Here is a 19,519-nt window from a genome sequence, read left to right as displayed (position 1 = left end):
GGGCTAGGCCCCGTAACGAAGGCTCTCCCCGGGCGAAAGGGCCCGCACCTCCAGGGAAAGCCCCCGGGAGGAAAGCTCTCTCTCTAGCTCCTCCGGGGTGCCCGTGAGCAGGGGAAAGGTGCCGTAATGCATGGGAATAACCAGCCTGGGTTTGAGGAGTTCACAGGCCCTGGCCGCCTCCCTCGGCCCCATCACATAGTGACTCCCTATGGGGAGAAAGACCACCTCGGGCGCGTAAAGTTCCCCTATGAGGGCCATGTCCTGAAAGAGCCCGGTGTCTCCGGCATGATAGAAGGAACGGCCGTCCTCGAGCCGCACCACGAAGCCGCAGGCCTCCCCTCCGTAACTCCCGTCGGGGAAGGAGGAACTGTGAAGGGCCGGCACCATGGTGATCCGGAGACCGCGGACCTCGTAGCTCCCCCCGATGTTCATTCCCGTGACCCGGGGGATCCCCCGCGCCGAAAGGTACTGCTGGATCTCGTGGATGGCCACCACCTCGGTGGCCTCGTCGCGAGCAAGCTCCAGTACATCCCCCAGGTGGTCTCCGTGGGCGTGGGTAATCAGGATGAGGTCGTAGGGCCCCCGATCCACCTCGGCCGGGGCCTGAGGATTCGAAAGCCACGGATCGATCAGAATCTTGACCCCACCCGGGGAAACCACCTTAAAGGTCGCGTGGCCGTAAAAGGTTATCTCCATCTCGCCCCCCTTACTTGGCTATACTTACCGGAAGGTCGGGACTCTCGGGATTAACCTCGAGCCTCCGCCTCGAGGAAATCACCACCAGATCCATGTCCTCAATCGGAATGGCTCCCAGGAGAACCTCGTCTCCCATCACCAGAGCCCCACAGAAAGATCGTCGGTTAGCAAAGGAAACTTCGATAGGTCCTACATAAGAAACCGTTCGGCGATCTCCGGTGGCCAATATCACCTCTCGTTTTTCCAGTTCCTCAAGCCCCAGTTGGATACGCACATGCTCCGGGATACACAAATGAAGCGCTCCGGTGTCCACCAAAGCATTTACCTTAATGGGTTTCACATCCGGTCTGCGGGGATTAGAGAGGAGAAGTTCGGCCCGAATGGTGCCCATAGAGATCTCCCTAAAAATAAAAAATGGAGCGGGAAACGGGACTCGAACCCGCGACCTCCACCTTGGCAAGGTGGCGCTCTACCACCTGAGCTATTCCCGCTCCGGCGTATTTAAAAGTTAAAACGGCCCCTCGGCCCCTGTCAAGGGCTAGAGGCACTCCGCCAGTTTAAGAAGTCGCTCGTATTCCGCGTCCACCCGCTCCTGGATCTGGCGAATGTGGTCCTCGGTGAGGTGCCGGAACCGGCGCTGAAGCTTAAGGTACTCCTCCACCGGCTTGGGCTTGGTCACCTTGCGGGTGATGTAATACTTCCCCTCGATCACCTCGTAGAGGGGGAAGATCCGGGTCTCCACCGCGAGCTTGGCCAACCGGATGGAATCCTCACCCTTGGTTCCCCATCCCGTGGGGCAGGGGGCATAGATGTGCACATAGGCCGGCCCCTCCACCAGGGCGGCCTTCTTCACCTTGTTCATGAGGTCCAGGAAGAAGGCCGGCGTGGCCGTGGCCACATAGGGAATACCGTGGGCCGCCGCAATGGCCGGCAGGTTCTTCTTCCAGGTCATCTGCCCAAAGGATCGCGACCCGGGAGGACTGGTGGTGGTCATGGCCCCGTAGGGGGTACAGCTCGAACGCTGGACCCCGGTGTTCATGTAGGCCTCGTTGTCCAGACAGATGTAGACAAAATCGTGACCGCGTTCGAGCGCCCCGGAAAGGGCCTGAAGTCCGATGTCGGCCGTGCCGCCGTCTCCGGCAAAGGCCACCACATCCACCCGGCGATTCTTCGGAAAACGGCCCTTGCGCTTCAGGGCCTTGAGGGCGGCCTCCACTCCGGAGGCCACCGCCGCGGCGTTCTCAAAGGCGATGTGAATCCAGGGCACCCGCCAGGAGGTGTAGGGAAAGGGACTGGAGATGATCTCCATGCATCCCGTGGCGCTCACCGCGATAACATTCATCCCCAGGGCCTTGAGTGCAAGCCTTAAGGCCAGCACCTCCCCGCAGCCCTGACAGGCCCGGTGTCCCGGAGCAAAGGGCTCCTCCTTGGGAAGGTTTTTCGCACTGAACCCCTTGAATCTGGCTAGTTCTTTCAGCATGGCTCTACTCCTTTACCCCGATCATCTCGTAGGGTTCCTTGGGTTTCTTCTTCATGTAGAAGAAGGCCTTGTCGGCCATCTCCTCAAAGTCCTCCACCGTGACATCCCGTCCACCCAGACCGGCGACGAAGTTCACCACCCGGGGACGCCCCGGCACCTGGTAAAGGGCCGAGCGCACCTCCACGCCCACCGGCCCTCCGGTGGCCCCGGGTGAAAGGGCCCGGTCGATCACTCCGAGCACCCGGACCCCCTTCACCGCCCGCACGAAGTCCCGCAGAGGGAAGGGGCGCCAGAGACGAATCCGCACCAGCCCCACCTTTTTCCCGGCCTCACGCAGGCGATCCACCGCCGTCATGGCCGTCTCCGCGAGCGACCCCATGATGAGAAGGGCCACCTCGGCGTCCTCCATCCGATAGGTTTCCACCGGACGATAGCGGCGCCCGAAGATCTTCTCGAACTCGTCCCAGGCCTTAACGATCACCCGGTAAGCGTTCTTGAAGGCCTCGTCCTGGGCCTTTTTGGCCTCCGTGTAGATCTCCGGAATCCCCACCGGCCCCATGCTGATGGGTTTGCGCGGATCGAGCCTGTAGCGGGGCTTGAAGGGGGGAAGGTACTGATCCACCTGCTCCTGATCCGGAAGCTCTATGGGCTCGATCATGTGGCTCAGGGTGAACCCGTCGATGTTCACGATGACCGGGAACATCACCCGGCGATCCTCGGCCACCCGAAAGGCGTGATACACCAGATCCACGGCCTCCTGACCGTTTTCGGCAAAGGTCTGGATCCAGCCAATGTCCCGTTCGGCCATGATGTCCCCGTGGTCGTTCCAGATGCTGATGGGCGCCGAGAGGGCTCGATTGGCCACCACCATCACCACCGGAAGACGCAGGGCCGGAGCGATGAAGAGAATCTCGTGCATCAGCGCCAGCCCCTGGGAACTAGTGGAGGTAAAGGTGCGGGCTCCGGTGGCCACCGACCCCAGACAGGCACTGATGGCCGAATGCTCGGACTCCACCGTGATGTACTCGGCATCCAGCTCCCCGTTGGCCACCAGTTCACTGAGGTGTTCCACGATGTGAGTCTGGGGCGTGATGGGATAGGCCGCAATGACATCCACCCGACACTGCTTTACGGCCTCGGCAATGGCTATGGATACCTCTTTGGCTATGCGCTTACCCATTTTAAACCTCCTCTACCACCATGGTAATGGCCCCCTTGGGACAGATGGCCGCACAGATCCCGCACCCCTTGCAGTAGGTGAGATCCACGATGTAGTAGCCCTCCTCGTCCTGGTTGTAGGCCGGCTCGGGACACATGATATAACATTGACCGCACTTAACGCACTTTTCCCGATCCAGAACCGGCCGGAAGGACCGCCAGTCGCCGGTCTTGAAGCGGGCCGAATTCCCCGGCTCCAGGACATAGCAACCGAAAGGCACCTCCTTCCAGCTCATGAGCGCCGTGTCTTTTCCTTTGGGCATGGCTCTTCTCCTTTATTGATAGATCTGGGTTTCCTTGATGGCCCGGGCCATGGCCTTCTTGTTCTTCTCGGCCAGGCGCCCGAACCGTGCCTCCAGGGCCTCCTCCAGATACCTCTGATCCACCAGTCCCGTGGCCTTGAGAAAGGCCCCCAGCATGGTGGTATTGGTAATGGGGAGTCCCAACTCCTCCAGCGCGATCCTGGTGGCGTCCACCACCGCAAGCCGTCCGGACCACCCCCCGAGCATCTCCCGGAGCTCCCTTTCGCTCTTGTGGGAATTGAGGATCACCAGCCCGTCCTCCTTGAGCCCCGCCGTCACCTTAACAATGGTGGGAAGGGAGGGATCCAGCACCAGCACCACATCCGGAAAGTAGATCTTTTCCCGGGTGCGAATGGGCTTCTCGCTCACCCTGACGAAGGCCTGCACCGGGGCCCCTCGCCTCTCCGGACCGAAGCTGGGAAAGGCCTGTGCATATTTGCCCTGATTGATGGCGGCCACCGCGATCAGTTCCGCCGAGGTTACCGCCCCCTGACCTCCTCGTCCGTGAAGCCTCACTTCGATCATGGCCCTCTCCTTTGACGATTAGTTAAATGACGGTTAGACCTCTAATTACACATATCCCGGCCCCTGTCAACCACACGAAAAGATGGTCCGGGGCCATTTTTACCCAAAAGCCCCCGGGATCTTTACAGTTTTGGGGAAAAGGCTAAATTATTAAATGTAGTTCCGGGGTCGTCTAACTGGCAGGACATGGGACTTTGGCTCCCAGAATCCTGGTTCGAATCCAGGCCCCGGAACCAGTTTTTTTATGTCTCTCGAGTTCTTCGCCGTCACCCCTCCGGGTCTGGAAGACTTCGTCCTCCGGGAACTCAGGGCCCTGGGAATAGAAGCCTCCTCTGAGGAAGGCGGCGTACGCTTCCGGGGCGGTTTCCGGGAAATGGCTCTCGCCAACCTCTGGTTGCGCGTGGCCAGTCGGGTCCTTTTGCGCCTGGCCCGGTTCCGAGCCGAGACCTTCGCCGAACTGGAGAAGAAGATCGAGCGGTTACCCTGGGAGAGGTTCGTCCCGGAGGGATTCGGGGTGCGCCTTCGGGTGACCTCCTACCGTTCGCGGCTCTATCACGAGGGGGCCATACGCGAGCGTTTCGAGCGCGTGATCGCCAGACGCCTGGGCAGGGAGGTTTCCAGCACCCCCGGGAGCGTGCTGGTGGTGGTCCGTTTCGTACGGGATCTGTGCACGGTCAGCGTGGACACCTCCGGGGGAGACCTTTTCCGTCGGGGCTACAAAAAGGCCCCCGGGCCTGCGGCGCTGCGGGAAAACCTGGCCGCGGCCCTGATTCTTGCCTCGGGCTGGGACGGGAGGAAACCCCTTCTCGATCCCTTCTGCGGCACCGGCACCATCCCCATCGAAGCGGCCCTACTCGCCTCCGGCAGGGCCCCCGGTCTTTATAGGCGGTTCCCCTTCGAAAGCTGGCCCGGCTTTGACCCCGCCCTGTGGGAGGAACTAAAGGAAGAGGCCCGGGGACGGGAAAAGCCTCCCCCGGAAAGCCCCTTCATCTTCGCCCTGGACGCCTCCCCGGAGATGGTGGAGGCCACCCGCAGGAACCTCGAAGCCGCCGGGCTCTCCGGCTGGATTCGGGTCCTGCACCGGGAACTAAAGGACCTGAGCCCACCCCGTTACCGGACGGGGAACATCGTCACCGACCCCCCTTACGGACGCCGTCTCCGTCCCCACCCCTCCCTCTACCGCACCCTGGGACGGGTGCTGCAACAGCGGTTCCCGGGCTGGTCACTCACCCTGATCTTTCCGGAAAGAGAAGGCCGGAGGCTCCGAACCCTTACGGGGTTGCGGCTAAAACCCCTTCTTTTCACCGAGCACGGAGGTCTGCGCTGCGCTTTCCTCAAGGCCTCTTTATAACTCACGCAGGACCTGCCACACCAGCAAAAAGTCCTTTTCCGGGTCCCGGCGCAGAGCGCTCCGGTAAAGCTCGCGCACCCCGGAGATAACGGGAAGCGGCTTCCTCGCCTCGCGAGCCAGGTCCGCCAGGTAGTCCAGGTCCTTTACCATGTTCTTGACCGAAAAGTGCGGGGAGAAATCCTCCGCCAGCATTTTGGCCCTTTTGGCGGAAAGCACCAGGGAACGCCCGGCCCCGTTTTCCAGGACCTCCAGGAGCTCGTTCCGTTCGAATCCCAGGGCCTCGCCCAGGGCCACCGCCTCGCCCAATACCGCCATGAAGCCCCCCAGAACCAGGTTGTTTATCAGTTTAAATCGGGTGGCCCGTCCGGGACCTCCCATAAAAAACACCCGTCGCCCCACGGTCTCAAGAAGATCACGAACCCTCTCAAATACACCTCGTTCCCCGCTCACCAGTACGGTGAGCTCCCCCCGGGAGGCGGGTATCACGCTCCCCAGCACCGGGCTCTCCAGATAACTTCCGCCCAAACGGCGAACCCTCTCGTGGAAACCCACCACGGCCCTGAAGTGATTGGTGGTAAAGTCCACCAGAACCTTCCCCTCAAGGCCGCTTTCGCCGAGTCTCCCCAGGACTTCCTCCACCGCTCCGGAATCGTGAAGGCACAGGGCCACCACCTCGCTTTCCCCCAGGAGCTCCTCGGGTGAGGCCACCTTCTCTACGGGAAGATCCGTCAGTTTTTCCGGAGACCGGTTCCACACCCTCAGGTTCCATCCCCTGGAAAGAAGCCTCTCCACCATGGCCCTTCCCAAGGCCCCCACGCCTATCCATCCCAACCTCATCCCTTCCTCCTGAGGCAGGAATTTCCGTTTAGCCGCCGGCTCACCATCCCCCAGGGTCTCGCTGACCCATAAAGACTACCCCCTCTTGACCGCCTCCGTCAATTTATGTAATAGTAGATAAAAATACTTAACAAAGGAGAGAAAAGATGTGTATGGAGATTCGGGTGCGTTGCCATTGCGGAGCCCGGGAGGCGGCCTTCAACCTGCGGGACAACATTATGCCGCCGGAGGTGGTGGACGCGCTTTACTGCCCGGAGTGCTCCCGAGAGGCCCCCTACGACCCCGCCACCATGCTGCGGGACCGCGACTGGATCATCGCCTACGACATGGAGCTGGCCCGCTTCATGGCGGTCTCGAAACTGGGGGTGGACCCCGAGCGGGTGACCCCGGAGTTTCTCTTCGACGAGGGCTACGCCACCTGGAAGGAGACCTACCCCGGCGAGCTCGCGGAGATCGAGGCCGAAAAGGAGAGGATCGTGGCTCTCCTCAAGGAGGACCCAAAGCGCTACTTCGAGGAACTGCGCGCCTGGGCCCAGCGCCGGGTGGAGCGTCTTAAGGCCCTCGGCTGGCGCAAGGCCCAGCGGATGTAATAGCTGAAATTAAAGAACTTAATATCGAAAAACTATATCCTCACGAAAAATGCCTAAAGACATAAAATTCTTAAACGAAAGTAAATTTGAAGAGCTTCAAAAACTTATCGAAAAATTACTAGAAGAAGCAAACAAATGCGCTTCTGTTCAAGCTTATCTTGCAGGTTGTATAGTTTTAGGTTCTGCTTTAGAGGCTATGTTATTGGCTATGGTTGATGTATTTCCAGAAGAAGTTCAAAAAGCTTTAAAGAATCTCCCCAATATAAAATACACTGATCCAAGGTATTGGAGTTTAAGTGATTTACTTCAAATTGCTTTCAAAATAGGCTGGATCCCTTTTAAAGATATTGATGATCCCGATCAGGGAGATTTAGGCGATTGGCTTTTAAACTATGTGAAAGAACTGAGGAATTTGGTTCATCCAGGAAAGAAAATTCGTGATTATAAAGATATTTGTTTAACAAGGGAGCATTTTAAAACTGCTCGTGATTTAATTGACATAACTATAAAGTATCTTCTATCCAAAGTAGAAAAAGCCTTGGCAAAAGATCTGGGATTAGATATGGAGGAAACCACAAGACCAAAGGCCCCTGCAAACTTCCCAAAGGCTGGCGATGAGTGAAGTTGCAAAAATCCGGCCGAGCTTAACCGTCTTGAGCAGTCTATATTAAAATAAGCCTTCAGGGAAAAATTGTAATAGCTAACTTTCCCTACAAATCGACCATAGAACGGTCAATTTACCGAAGACACCTAAGCTTTACCTACTGGTTGCTTCTAGGACGATGAAAAATAAAAAAAGCCCGGCCAGGATTGCTCCCAGCCGGGCCGGAAAATCAACCCCGGGCACCGACCTACTCTCCCAGGGCGGTAACGCCCCAGTACCATCGGCCCTGGAGGGCTTAACGACCGTGTTCGGAATGGGAACGGGTGTGGCCCCTCCGGTATGGGCACCCGGGAAACCTGTCCAAATTTAGGACAAGCGAATATGGGTATACCGCCGGCACCCTGCCGGCCCGAGAATTCTTTTAAAAAGCCAGCTGTGGCCAAGCCGCACGGGCGATTAGTACCGGTCGGCTCCACCCGTTACCGGGCTTCCACCTCCGGCCTATCAACCTCCTGTTCTCGGAGGGCCCTTCAGGGGGTGGGTTGCCCCACCCGCGGGAGGCCTAATCTTGGGGTGGGCTTCCCGCTTAGATGCTTTCAGCGGTTATCCCGTCCGCACATGGCTACCCGGCTGTGCCGCTGGTGCGACAACCGGGCCACCAGAGGTGCGTCCACCCCGGTCCTCTCGTACTAGGGGCAGCTCCCCTCAAGCCTCCTGCGCCCGCGGTGGATAGGGACCGAACTGTCTCACGACGTTCTGAACCCAGCTCACGTACCCCTTTAACGGGCGAACAGCCCGACCCTTGGGACCTTCTCCAGCCCCAGGATGGGATGAGCCGACATCGAGGTGCCAAACCACCCCGTCGATGTGAACTCTTGGGGGTGATCAGCCTGTTATCCCCGGGGTAACTTTTATCCGTTGAGCGACGGCCCTTCCACGCGGAGCCGCCGGATCACTAGGCCCGGCTTTCGCCCCTGCTCGGCCCGTCGGCCTCGCAGTCAAGCCCCCTTATGCCCTTGCACTCAACGGCGGGTTTCCAATCCGCCTGAGGGGACCTTTGGGCGCCTCCGTTACCTTTCAGGAGGCGACCGCCCCAGTCAAACTGCCCGCCAGGCACTGTCCCTCGGGGGGATAACCCCCGCAGGTTAGATCCCCGGAGCAGGAAGGGTGGTATCTCAAGGGCGGCTCCACCGGAGCTGGCGCCCCGGCTTCGCAGCCTCCCACCTATCCTGCACATCCTACCCCGAAGATCAATGCCAAGCTGCAGTAAAGCTCCACGGGGTCTTTCCGTCCCACCGCGGGTACCCGGCATCTTCACCGAGACTACAGTTTCGCTGGGCCCCCGGCCGAGACAGCGCGGCGGTCGTTACGCCATTCATGCAGGTCGGAACTTACCCGACAAGGAATTTCGCTCACCCTTATCCCGGCCTTTCGGTCCGGGGGTGGACCATATCTTCGCAGAGCCCCTCGGTCCCCTCCATCCGGAGAAGAGCCTCGCGAGCCCCTCGGTTCATCCTGCAGGCTATCTCCACTATCTCCCTCAGGCCCTCCGGCGTGAGATGGCGCCCCTCCTTCATCATCTGCACCACCCGCCGGAACCGCACAAACTCCACCTGTTTCTTGGTCTTGAGCGGATGACGGGTAAAAAACTCGCATATCCTCTCAAGACACGAAAGCTTGCGCACCCGATATGCCCATCGATCACCGTGATTGCGCCGCACCACCCCACACCCGAAAAAGGCCTTGAGAGCATAGAGGATCTGAATGTCCCTCTCGTGCTGCACCACGGTGAACTCCGGAAGCACCTGATAGCCCGTCTTCATCTCCGGGTGGCGAAGGACGGAGATGTGAAAACAACCCTCTCCGTCCACAAAACCCACCACCCAGTCCGGCGAAAGCTTCATAAGGCTCTCCTCCGGGGGACTCTGCGCCCGGCGTATGGCCTCTGAGGATCCCCGCCCGAAAAGAGCGGGTTTCCTGCGGATTGCCCAATCCCTGGCCTTTTTACGGGCCCGAGGCGCCAGCCTCAGCCTCGTAGCCAGGGCTCTAAGGGCTTCCCCGCATACAGCCGGGTTCAGGCAGCTTGCGCTACCTTAGGACCGTTATAGTTACGGCCGCCGTTTACCGGGGCTTAAGGGCAGAGCTTCGGGAGTTGCCTCCCTAACCCCGCCCCTTCACCTTCCGGCACCGGGCAGGCGTCAGGCCCTATACGTCCTCTTACGAGTTAGCAGAGCCCTGTGTTTTTGGTAAACAGTCGCCACCGCCTCTTCACTGCGACCCGCCTCGGCGCAGGTCCGACGAGGGACCTACACCTACACGCGGGCACCCCTTCTCCCGAAGTTACGGGGCCATTTTGCCGAGTTCCTTAGCCGGGGTTACCCCACGCGCCTGAGCATATTCTGCCCGCCCACCTGTGTCGGTTTGCGGTACGGTCACCGGAGCTTCAACGGCCGCGAGGCTATTTCTTGGCAGTGTGGTCCGAGCCCCTTCCCGCGAGCCGTAGCTCGCGGTTACTTACTCCCCCTCACCCTCCGGCCCGGGATTTGCCTCGGGCCATCATCGGGCTAGAGGTTTGGAGGGCCAACCATACAGCCCCGGGGCCCTTCCCTCCTGCGTCACCCCTCGGCCTCCACTCCGGTGGCGGGGGAATATTAACCCCACTTCCCATCCCCTACGCCTTTCGGCCTCGGGTTAGGGGCCGGCTAACCCTGGGCGGACGACCCTTCCCCAGGAAACCTTGGGCTTACGGCGGGAGGGATTCTCACCCTCCTTATCGCTACTCGTGCCCGGATTCTCTCCTCCGGGGCCTCCAGCGGCCCTCGCGGGTCCGCCTTCATCGGCAACCGGAGTGCTCCCCTACCGCCTGCGCGCTCAACGCGCGCAGACCCGCAGCTTCGGCGCCCGGCTTAAGCCCCGTGGTATTTTCGGCGCACCCCCGCTCACCCAGTGAGCTGTTACGCACTCTTTAAATGATGGCTGCTTCTAAGCCAACATCCTGGGTGTCTAAGCAGGGGCACCTCCTTTACCACTTAGCCGGGACTTGGGGGCCTTAGCTGGCGGTCTGGGTTGTTCCCCTCTCGTCCTAGGACTTTATCGCCCTAGGGCTGACTCCCGGGCTGCGCTTGCGGGTATTCGGAGTTTGCCGGGGTTCGGTAGGGCGGTAACCCCCCTAGCCCCAACAGTGCTCTACCCCCCGCAGCGACCGCCCGAGGCTATACCTCAATATATTTCGGGGAGAACCAGCTATCACGGGACTCGATTAGCTTTTCACTCCTACCCCCAGGTCATCCGAGGAGTTTTCACCCTCCACCGGTTCGGGCCTCCAGCGGGGTTTAGCCCGCCTTCACCCTGCCCAGGGGTAGCTCGTCCCGCTTCGGGTCTGCCGCCGGCGACTAAACGCCCTGTTCGGACTCGCTTTCGCTACGGCTCCGCCTAAACGGCTTAGCCTCGCCACCGACGGCAACTCCCGGGCTCATTATGCAAAAGGCACGCCGTCAGGGGCCGAAGCCCCCTCCGACCGCTTGTAGGCCGGCGGTTTCAGGTTCTATTTCACTCCCCTCCCGGGGTTCTTTTCACCTTTCCCTCACGGTACTGATGCGCTATCGGTGCGGGGGTAGTATTTAGCCTTGGAGGGTGGTCCCCCCAGATTCACGCGGGATTTCCCGTGTCCCGCGCTACTTGGGTAGCGTGCCCCGGGAGACCACGCGCCTTTCGCCTACGGGGCTTTCACCCTCTCTGGCGGGCCATTCCAGGCGCCTTCGGCTAGACGCGCGGTTTTGTAACTCCCTGAGGGGTCCCTGGCCCCCTCCGGCACGCCCCCACTACCCCGGATGGGCAACGCCCAGGGGCTTTGACACCCATCCGGTTTGGGCTCCTCCCCTTTCGCTCGCCGCTACTCGGGGAATCTCGGTTGATTTCTTTTCCTCCGGGTACTGAGATGTTTCACTTCCCCGGGTATCGCCTCCGCGGGCTATGGATTCACCCGCGGATGACCGGGTATTACCCCGGCCGGGTTTCCCCATTCGGGCATCCCCGGATCAACGCCTGCTTGCGGCTCCCCGGGGCTTATCGCAGCTTGCCACGCCCTTCATCGCCTCCCCCGCCCGAGGCATCCACCGCCGGCCCTTAGTAGCTTGGCCACAAACCTTTAAATCATGCTCAGGCCGGTCAAGATGCCAACGGATACCCATATTCACTTGTCAAAGAACAAGCCCAACCCACGGGCTTAAGCGAAGGCCCACACCCCTCTCTTAAACCCGTCGGCTGGTGGAGGTGAACGGACTCGAACCGTCGACCCCCGGCTTGCAAAGCCGGTGCTCTCCCAACTGAGCTACACCCCCACGCCTGAGGCCCTTCGGCCCCCAAATATATGGTGGGCCTAGGTGGATTCGAACCACCGACCTCACGCTTATCAGGCGTGCGCTCTGACCTACGCTGAGCTATAGGCCCAACCTTGCCCGTTCACCCCAAACCAAATCTTTTAAAGAGCAAAAAAACTGATCCCTGAAAGCTGAATAGTGGCTAACATGGGCAGGCCGTTCTTTCAAAGTTTCAAGGAATTCTCCTTAGAAAGGAGGTGATCCATCCCCACCTTCCGGTAGGGATACCTTGTTACGACTTCACCCCAGTCACCAGCCCTGCCGTAGGCGCCTCCCTCCCGCTCGCGCGGGTTGGGACAGCGACTTCGGGCAGAGCCGGCTTCCGTGGTGTGACGGGCGGTGTGTACAAGGCCCGGGAACGTATTCACGGCGGCATGCTGATCCGCCGTTACTAGCGATTCCGGCTTCACGGGGTCGAGTTGCAGACCCCGATCCGAACTGAGGGCGGCTTTCTGGGATTAGCTCCCCCTTGCGGGTTCGCAACCCTCTGTACCGCCCATTGTAGCACGTGTGTAGCCCCGGGCATAAGGGCCATGAGGACTTGACGTCATCCCCTCCTTCCTCCGGGTTGTCCCCGGCAGTCCCCCTAGAGTGCCCGGCCGAACCGCTGGCAACTAGGGGCGAGGGTTGCGCTCGTTGCGGGACTTAACCCAACATCTCACGACACGAGCTGACGACAGCCATGCAGCACCTGTGCCAGAGCGGGAGAGCAAAGCTCTCCCTCCCCGACATCTCTGCCGAGTACGACCCTGGCATGTCAAGCCCGGGTAAGGTTCTTCGCTTTGCATCGAATTAAACCACGTGCTCCACCGCTTGTGCGGGCCCCCGTCAATTCCTTTGAGTTTCAGCCTTGCGGCCGTACTCCCCAGGCGGGGCGCTTAACGCGTTAGCTACGGCACGGAGGGATTAACCCCCCACACCTAGCGCCCATCGTTTACGGCGTGGACTACCCGGGTATCTAATCCGGTTTGCTCCCCACGCTTTCGGGCCTCAGCGTCAGGGACCGTCCAGCTGGCCGGCTTCCCCACCGGTGTTCCTCCCGATATCTACGGATTTCACCCCTACACCGGGAATTCCGCCAGCCTCTCCGGCCCTCAAGCCAGGCAGTATCGGAGGCCTTTCCGGGGTTGAGCCCCGGGCTTTAACCTCCGACTTGCCTGGCCGCCTACGCCCCCTTTACGCCCAGTGATTCCGGGCAACGCTCGCCACCTCCGTATTACCGCGGCTGCTGGCACGGAGTTAGCCGTGGCTTCCTCTGGGGGTACCGTCAGCCGGCATCGGGTTATTCACCCGCGCCGGGTTCTTCCCCCCTGACAGGGGTTTACGACCCGAAGGCCTTCTTCCCCCACGCGGCGTCGCTGGGTCAGGCTTTCGCCCATTGCCCAAGATTCCCCACTGCTGCCTCCCGTAGGAGTCGGGCCCGTGTCTCAGTGCCCGTGTGGCCGACCACCCTCTCAGGCCGGCTACCCGTCGTAGCCTTGGTGGGCCGTTACCCCACCAACTAGCTGATGGGCCGCGGGCCCCTCCCCAGGCAGGAGCTTGCTATGCAGAGGCCCCCTTTGGTGCGTGAGCTTGCGCCCACGCACATTATCCGGTATTAGCCCCAGTTTCCCAGGGTTATCCCGGACCTGGGGGCAGGTTACCCACGTGTTACTCACCCGTCTGCCGGTGTACTCGGGAGGCCGAAGCCTCCCTTTCCCCCTCGACTTGCATGTGTTAGGCACGCCGCCAGCGTTCGCCCTGAGCCAGGATCAAACCCTCAGCAGAATTCAAACCTCCCGGCTCCGGAATCACCCTCAAGGGGAGATTCCAGGCCGCCGAGGCTGAAACCACGGAGGCCTGCCCATGCGCCACTATTCAGTTTTCAAAGATCAGCCTTAACTGCCGATCTCTTATTGTAACCAATCCCGAAAACCTGTCAACCCCCATTTGTGGGGGAGCGAGTGAAAGAGCATCCTGAAAACTTCCAAAGAGCAACTGACGGCCCTTAATTTAACTCTCCGGATCTCGATGTCAAGCCCCGGATTTCTCCGGAGCCGGATTCCTCCCTGAGCAACCGCTGGAGCTCCTCCCAGAAGGCCTCGAGCAGCTGTGCTTCCGGAACCTTGCGCACGATCTTTCCCCTCCTGAAGATGAGTCCCACCCCCTTGCCCCCGGCAAGTCCCAGGTCCGCCTCCCGGGCCTCACCCGGTCCGTTCACCACGCAACCCATCACCGCAATCCTGAGGGGGACCCTGATCCCGCGCACCCGGCGTTCCACCTCCTCGTAAAGTCCCATGAGGTCTATTTCGCAGCGCCCGCAGGTAGGACAGGCCACGATCTCCAGACCCCGGCGACGCACCCCCACCGCCTTGAGAATCTCCCAGGCCACCCGCACCTCCTCCACCGGTGGAGCGGTGAGGGAGACCCGCAGCGTATCCCCTATGCCCTCGGAAAGGAGGATTCCCAGACCCAGGGCACTTTTTACCGTTCCGGGGATGAGACCACCGGCCTCGGTTACCCCTATGTGCACCGGAAAGTCCGAGCGACGGGAGAATTCCCGGTAGGCCGCCACGGTGTGCCACAGATCGGAGCTCTTGAGGGACACCTTGACATTCTCAAAGCCGAGATCCCCCACCACGAAGTCCAGCCAGCGAAGCGCGCTTTCCACCAGGGCCTCCGGACGGGGCCATCCGTACTTGCGCAGGAGATCCCTCTCCAGGGACCCCGCATTCACCCCTATGCGAACGCAGGCCCCGCGGGCCCGGGCCTCCTCGATAATCCGGCGCACATTCTCGCGCCCCTTTATGTTTCCCGGATTTATGCGAACTCCGTGTGCCCCGGCCCGAAGGGCCGAGACCGCCAGCCTCCAGTCAAAGTGTATGTCCGCGATGAGGGGAATGTTGATGCGGGAGACGATCCTGGCCACCGCCTCGGCCGCGGCCTCGTCCGGCACCGCCACCCTTATCACCTCGCACCCCTCCTCCTCCAGTTCCCGGATCTGGGCCACCGTGGCCTCCACATCCCGGGTGTCCGTGTTGGTCATGCTCTGCACCACCACCGGATTGTCACCCCCGATGCGCACCCAGCCCACCCTTATTTCCCTGGTCCGGCGCCGATTCATAGACATGAATGATAGACAAAAGCCGATAGTTTGATTAAATTTTATCCAAATTTTGCCAAGGAGGCGAGCGGTGGTGGATCTCCGAAAACTCGAGGCCCTGGTTGCGGTGGTGGACACCGGAAGCTTCTCCAAGGCGGCGGAAAAAATCCACCTCACCCAGCCCACCGTATCCGGCCACATAAAGGCTCTGGAGGACTACTTCGGCCTGCGCCTATTTGACCGGCACACCCGCTCCGTGGTGCCCACCCGGGCCGGAAAAATGCTTTATGAATATGCCAAAAAACTCCTTATCCTTTATCGGGAACTGGAACGGGAGATGGCTTACTTCCGCGGAGAAAAAACGGGAAAGCTGGACCTGGGAGGGAGCACCATCCCGGGGCAGTACATCCTGCCCCGGCTCATCGCCGAATTCCGCACCGCCTATCCCGGCATCTCGGTTTTTCTCAAGGTGGGGGACACCGAGGAGATCATCAAGAAGGTAAGGGAAGGGGAACTCGAGCTGGGCATGGTGGGGGCCCGGGAGGAGGATCCGGAGTTGTCCTTTGAGGCCTGTTGCGAGGACGAGATCGTCCTCATCGCTCCGGCCCGGGAAAAGTTCCCGCGTTTGACCCCGGAAAAGATCGTCGAGCTCCCCCTCATCGCCCGGGAGCCCGGCTCGGGGACCTGGCGCACGGCCCTCAAGGCACTGGAAGAGTGCGGAATCTCTCTTCAAAAGCTCACGCTGGTGGCGGAAATGGGCTCCACCGAGGCGGTCAAACAGGCGGTCAGAGCCGGGCTGGGGGTGGCCTTCGTCTCGAAAAGGGCCGTGGAGGAGGAGGTCTCCCGAAAGGAAATTCAGATCCTTCCCGTAAAGGGGCTGGAGATCCGGCGCCACTTCTTTCTGGTCTATCCGGCCCGGCGCACCCTCTCCCCCCCGGCCCAGGCCTTTCTCAACTTTTACCGCCAGAGTGAAAACGAGAAGACCTGAGCCACTCGGGGAAAAACGGGTTATAATAAAGTCGTGGCTCGGCTGTGCACTTTAAAGGACTGGCTTGAGGCCTTCTCCCGAAAACAGGAAGAGGACCTTCAGTTTCTGCTGGACCTTCTGGAAAGACCCAGGGTCTCCGTGGAAATCTCCCGGGAACTTCAGAATAGATTACGACAGAGGCGGCTCTTCTCCTCCTTCTTTAAGAAACTCACCTGGCACCAGCTCTCCCTGGAGGAGCTCGAATGGTGTGAAAGAAAGATGGAAGAAATCCTTCGGCGGGAGGAAGAGATAAAGACCCTGCTGGATCGCTTGCTCGTCCTTTTCGGAGAGCCGGAAAATTCCTAAAAAAGGACCCTTCCGGTCATTTCCTCCGGGACGGGAATCCCCATGAGGTGAAGGGCGGTGGGAGCTATGTCGGCCAGAATTCCCCGACGAAGCCTTCTACCCCGGAAACGATCGTCCACCAGATAGAGGGGCACGGGATTTCCCGTGTGGGCGGTATGAGGATGACCATTCTCGTCGGCCATTAGTTCGCAGTTTCCGTGATCCGCGGTGACGATTACGGGTCCACCGTGGGTCTCGCGAAAGGCCCTCACCACCCGTCCCACGCACTCGTCCACCACCCTCACGGCCTTGATCGCCGCCTCGAGCACCCCGGTGTGTCCCACCATGTCGCCGTTGGCGAAGTTGAGCACCACCAGTCCGTAGCGCTTTTCCCGGAGACGACGGATTAATTCCTCGGTAATGCCGTAAGCGCTCATCTCCGGCTTGAGGTCATAGGTGGGCACCTCCCGGGGGGAGGGGATCAGTTTTCTCTCCTCTCCGGGGAAGGTCCTTTCCTCCCCGCCGTTAAAAAAATAGGTAACATGGGCGTACTTCTCGGTCTCCGCGATGCGAAGCTGAGTCAATCCGGCCCGGCTCACTTCCTCCCCCCAGATACGGTGAAGTTTTTCCGGGGGAAAGGCCACGGGAAGGTCAAAGGTTTCGTCGTAAAGGGTGAAACACACGAAGTAGGCCAGAGAGGGAAACTTCTCCCGCTGGAACCCGGAAAAGTCCGGATCGGTGAGGGCCCGGGTGAGCTGACGGGCCCGATCGGCCCGGAAGTTAAAAAAGACCACCGCGTCCCCGTCGTCGATGGTGGCCACGGGACGATCCCCCTCTAGGATCACCGTGGGTTTGATGAACTCGTCCGTCTCCCCCCGGGCGAAGGCTTCGCGCACCGCGGTGAGGGGATCTGGGGCCGTTAGACCCCTTCCCAGAACCAGGGCCTCGTAGGCCAGGCGGGTACGCTCCCAGCGCCGGTCCCGGTCCATGGCGTAGTAGCGTCCGGAAACCGTGGCCACCCTGCCGCAGGAAAGCTCCGCCATCTTTCCTAGAAGGGCCTCCAGGAACCGATCGGCCACATCCGGAGCGGTATCCCGCCCGTCGGTAAAGGCGTGCACGAAGACCCGGTCGTTAAGCCCCTCCCGGGCGTAAAGTTCGAGGAGGGCGTAAAGGTGTTCGATGGAGCTGTGCACCCCTCCGTCGGAAACCAGTCCCAGGAGATGGATCTTACCCCCGGTCTCCCGCACCCGTTCGGCCACCCGCAGGAGTTCGGGATTGCGGAAAAAGGACCCCTCGCGGATGGCCAGGTTTATGCGGGTCAGATCCTGATAGACGATGCGGCCGGCCCCGATGTTGAGGTGTCCTACCTCGGAATTGCCCATCTGACCGGCCGGAAGCCCCACGGCCTCCCCCGAGGCCTCAAGCAGCGTGAAGGGATAGGCCTCGCGCAGGGCGTCCAGATTCGGGGTCCCGGCCAGTTTCACGGCGTTGTACCGCTCCTCCTCCCGAAAACCCCAGCCGTCCATGATGACCAAAAGAAGGGGTCTAATCTCCGCCACCGCTTTCCTCCCTCGTCTCCTCCGGGGCCAGTCTGGGTACCTCGGCCCAGAGCCCCTCCAGGTCGTAAACCTCTCGCACCGGTTCGTAAAAGAGGTGCACCACCGCGTCTCCGTAATCGAGAACCACCCAGTGCCCCTGGGTTAGTCCCTCCACGCCCATGGGATAAACTCCGTACCGGGCGGTCTCGGCTTCGAGGTATTCGGCAAGACCCTGCACATGGCGGGCCGAACGGGCGCTCGCGATCAGGATGAAGTCCGTGTAGGGAGCCCTTCCCCGCACATCCAGGATCACCAGATCCTCGCCCTTCTTCTCCACGATCAGGCGGGCCAGCCAGCGCGCAAGCTCCACCGAATCCCGCACCATCTAGACCCGCCCCTCCGAGACCAGACGGGCGAAGTGCTCGAAACTCCGATCATAGGTCCGCTCGGCCTCGGGGGGAAAACAGCAGGCCGGAAGCTGGCGCATGGAAAGGTGATACTTGAGACACTCGCAACAGATGCCCTTCTTGGGACAGGGCTCGTAGGTGCAGTTGCAACGCTTGAGATTGGTCTCCCTCTTGCACTCCATCAATCCACCTCCCTCATTAATAGTTAAGTCCTTCACGGGCATAATCCAGGATCTTTTGCAGTCGTTCCGGGGAATCGTTTCGGTGATAGTGACATGCATTACAGGAATTGGGCTGTTTTTCAAAACTGCCTATCTTTAAAGTCCAGGAAGGAGGAACCACCCTGAATTGATGACTGTGAATATCCCTCACGAGACCCCGTCTGGCCACCAGAGGCATATGACACCCTACACAGTTGTTTACGCTGTGGATGCCGTGCACCCCTTTATTCACCACCAGATGGCACTCTCGACAGAGACGGCTCCCCGGAAGTTTTGTCTGAAAGCGATTAGCCCTTCCCTTACTGTGAACCTCATGACAATCCCAGCACATTACCCCCGCTCGATAATGCCCGCTCTTCAACCAATCCGTATATTGCTGGTAATTTGCCTTGGGACTTCCATCCGGATAAACAATGGGCTTGAGTACAAAAATAAAGTCAAAAGATTGTCCGGGAAGATAATGTAAGGGATAACGATACCGTCCATCCGGGGTCTCACCCCGGCTATGACACGCTCCACAGACCATGGAAGCAATACGAGCGTTCGGTATGCGGGCAGGATTGATGATGGTCTGGAACTTTTTCTCCGGCGGAGCCTCTATATGCTTGTCCCCCGGGCCATGGCAGGCCTCACAGCCCACGCCCAATTCCTCGAAAGAGGTTATCCATTTCTTTCCCCTCCGTCTAATTTTAAGACCGGTTACATGACAGCCCATACATTTCTCCTGATAAATTACCGAAGGCCAGTAATGATTAAGGTTCCATTTTTGACCCTCAACCAGCCAGCTGAGAGGGAGAATTTTTATCTCTCCGTCGGGAAGGGTGGTCAAAAATAGCTGCTTCCAGTTTCCTCCCATTACATAGTCCACCCTATAGACCTCTTTTTTACCGCCCTTTTGCTCTATTTCCATCCAGAATTCCTTATTTTTTTGAAATAGATGAAATTTTTTCTTACCGAATCGTAAAGTAGTTTCAAAC

General features: G+C 60.0%; 17 protein-coding genes, 4 tRNA genes and 3 rRNA genes. 6 read left to right on the top strand and 18 right to left on the bottom strand.

Going from position 1 to position 19,519, the window contains the following annotated elements; all coding sequences use genetic code 11:
* Positions 1 to 3 precede the first annotated feature (3 nt).
* From K3767_RS03485 to K3767_RS03455, 7 genes are all read right to left on the bottom strand, one after another.
* Entirely contained in the window at positions 4 to 696 is a 693-nt protein-coding gene (locus tag K3767_RS03485; RefSeq protein WP_221172161.1) for a metal-dependent hydrolase, read from the bottom strand.
* A gap of 10 nt (positions 697 to 706) precedes the next feature.
* Positions 707 to 1,087, bottom strand: coding sequence for a clan AA aspartic protease (locus K3767_RS03480; protein WP_221172160.1), 381 nt, complete (start codon positions 1,085 to 1,087; stop codon positions 707 to 709).
* Between the two features lie 24 nt (positions 1,088 to 1,111).
* Positions 1,112 to 1,187: transfer RNA gene (locus tag K3767_RS03475), tRNA-Gly, on the bottom strand.
* 47 nt (positions 1,188 to 1,234) lie between these two features.
* A complete protein-coding gene (gene porB, locus K3767_RS03470) occupies positions 1,235 to 2,176 on the bottom strand; it encodes a pyruvate synthase subunit PorB (protein ID WP_221172159.1) in 942 nt (313 codons plus the stop codon).
* Positions 2,177 to 2,180: 4 nt separating this feature from the next.
* Entirely contained in the window at positions 2,181 to 3,356 is a 1,176-nt protein-coding gene (gene porA, locus K3767_RS03465; RefSeq protein ID WP_221172158.1) for a pyruvate ferredoxin oxidoreductase, read from the bottom strand.
* A 1-nt stretch (position 3,357) separates the two neighbouring features.
* Entirely contained in the window at positions 3,358 to 3,657 is a 300-nt protein-coding gene (locus K3767_RS03460) for a 4Fe-4S binding protein (protein WP_221172157.1), read from the bottom strand.
* 12 nt (positions 3,658 to 3,669) lie between these two features.
* Positions 3,670 to 4,221 carry a 2-oxoacid:acceptor oxidoreductase family protein gene (locus K3767_RS03455; protein ID WP_221172156.1) on the bottom strand — a complete coding sequence of 184 codons (552 nt, stop codon included), beginning with the start codon at positions 4,219 to 4,221 and terminating at the stop codon, positions 3,670 to 3,672.
* Between the two features lie 161 nt (positions 4,222 to 4,382).
* Between K3767_RS03455 and K3767_RS03450 the strand changes: the two genes are divergently transcribed.
* Both K3767_RS03450 and K3767_RS03445 read left to right on the top strand, forming a co-directional pair.
* Positions 4,383 to 4,457: transfer RNA gene (locus K3767_RS03450), tRNA-Gln, on the top strand.
* An 8-nt stretch (positions 4,458 to 4,465) separates the two neighbouring features.
* On the top strand, positions 4,466 to 5,572 hold the full coding sequence (locus tag K3767_RS03445) for a class I SAM-dependent RNA methyltransferase (RefSeq protein ID WP_221172155.1): 1,107 nt from the start codon (positions 4,466 to 4,468) through the stop codon (positions 5,570 to 5,572).
* Here the strand turns inward: K3767_RS03445 and K3767_RS03440 are convergent.
* On the bottom strand, positions 5,567 to 6,427 hold the full coding sequence (locus K3767_RS03440) for an NAD(P)-dependent oxidoreductase (protein WP_370630437.1): 861 nt from the start codon (positions 6,425 to 6,427) through the stop codon (positions 5,567 to 5,569). The genes K3767_RS03445 and K3767_RS03440 overlap by 6 nt on opposite strands.
* A gap of 128 nt (positions 6,428 to 6,555) precedes the next feature.
* Between K3767_RS03440 and K3767_RS03435 the strand changes: the two genes are divergently transcribed.
* Together K3767_RS03435 and K3767_RS03430 are read left to right on the top strand one after the other, a co-directional pair.
* Positions 6,556 to 6,999 (top strand): hypothetical protein, encoded by a 444-nt coding sequence (locus tag K3767_RS03435; RefSeq protein ID WP_221172153.1) that lies wholly within the window; start codon positions 6,556 to 6,558, stop codon positions 6,997 to 6,999.
* A gap of 49 nt (positions 7,000 to 7,048) precedes the next feature.
* On the top strand, positions 7,049 to 7,621 hold the full coding sequence (locus tag K3767_RS03430) for a hypothetical protein (RefSeq protein WP_221172152.1): 573 nt from the start codon (positions 7,049 to 7,051) through the stop codon (positions 7,619 to 7,621).
* A 216-nt stretch (positions 7,622 to 7,837) separates the two neighbouring features.
* Here K3767_RS03430 and rrf read toward each other — a convergent pair.
* From rrf to ispG, 6 genes are all read right to left on the bottom strand, one after another.
* Positions 7,838 to 7,954 (bottom strand): 5S ribosomal RNA (rrf, locus tag K3767_RS03425).
* A gap of 84 nt (positions 7,955 to 8,038) precedes the next feature.
* Positions 8,039 to 11,742, bottom strand: a 23S ribosomal RNA gene (locus tag K3767_RS03420).
* A gap of 125 nt (positions 11,743 to 11,867) precedes the next feature.
* Positions 11,868 to 11,943 (bottom strand) — tRNA-Ala (locus tag K3767_RS03415).
* A 30-nt stretch (positions 11,944 to 11,973) separates the two neighbouring features.
* A tRNA-Ile gene (locus K3767_RS03410) sits at positions 11,974 to 12,052 on the bottom strand.
* Between the two features lie 120 nt (positions 12,053 to 12,172).
* Positions 12,173 to 13,749, bottom strand: a 16S ribosomal RNA gene (locus K3767_RS03405).
* The 16S, 23S and 5S rRNA genes sit together here with 2 tRNA genes alongside, the layout of an rRNA operon.
* A gap of 220 nt (positions 13,750 to 13,969) precedes the next feature.
* Positions 13,970 to 15,091 (bottom strand): flavodoxin-dependent (E)-4-hydroxy-3-methylbut-2-enyl-diphosphate synthase, encoded by a 1,122-nt coding sequence (ispG, locus tag K3767_RS03400; RefSeq protein ID WP_221172151.1) that lies wholly within the window; start codon positions 15,089 to 15,091, stop codon positions 13,970 to 13,972.
* A 64-nt stretch (positions 15,092 to 15,155) separates the two neighbouring features.
* Between ispG and K3767_RS03395 the strand changes: the two genes are divergently transcribed.
* Positions 15,156 to 16,052 (top strand): selenium metabolism-associated LysR family transcriptional regulator, encoded by an 897-nt coding sequence (locus K3767_RS03395; protein WP_221172150.1) that lies wholly within the window; start codon positions 15,156 to 15,158, stop codon positions 16,050 to 16,052.
* Positions 16,053 to 16,085: 33 nt separating this feature from the next.
* Positions 16,086 to 16,397: a hypothetical protein gene (locus K3767_RS03390; RefSeq protein ID WP_221172149.1), complete on the top strand. Its 312-nt coding sequence runs from the start codon at positions 16,086 to 16,088 to the stop codon at positions 16,395 to 16,397.
* On the opposite strand, the gene gpmI is transcribed toward K3767_RS03390, so the two are convergent.
* From gpmI to K3767_RS03370, 4 genes are read right to left on the bottom strand one after another with little or no spacing between them, the layout of a single operon-like run.
* Complete coding sequence (gene gpmI, locus K3767_RS03385) at positions 16,394 to 17,935, bottom strand: 2,3-bisphosphoglycerate-independent phosphoglycerate mutase (protein WP_255592185.1); 1,542 nt, start codon at positions 17,933 to 17,935, stop codon at positions 16,394 to 16,396. The genes K3767_RS03390 and gpmI overlap by 4 nt on opposite strands.
* On the bottom strand, positions 17,922 to 18,299 hold the full coding sequence (gene rsfS / locus K3767_RS03380) for a ribosome silencing factor (RefSeq protein WP_221172148.1): 378 nt from the start codon (positions 18,297 to 18,299) through the stop codon (positions 17,922 to 17,924). Before rsfS ends, gpmI begins: the two co-directional genes overlap by 14 nt.
* A complete protein-coding gene (locus K3767_RS03375; RefSeq protein ID WP_221172147.1) occupies positions 18,300 to 18,503 on the bottom strand; it encodes a DUF6485 family protein in 204 nt (67 codons plus the stop codon).
* A 16-nt stretch (positions 18,504 to 18,519) separates the two neighbouring features.
* Positions 18,520 to 19,452 carry a cytochrome c family protein gene (locus K3767_RS03370; protein ID WP_221172146.1) on the bottom strand — a complete coding sequence of 311 codons (933 nt, stop codon included), beginning with the start codon at positions 19,450 to 19,452 and terminating at the stop codon, positions 18,520 to 18,522.
* Positions 19,453 to 19,519 lie beyond the last annotated feature (67 nt).

Source organism: Thermosulfurimonas sp. F29 (genome assembly GCF_019688735.1).
GTDB lineage: Bacteria > Desulfobacterota > Thermodesulfobacteria > Thermodesulfobacteriales > Thermodesulfobacteriaceae > Thermosulfurimonas_A.
This window is presented reverse-complemented; position numbering and strand designations above follow the sequence as displayed.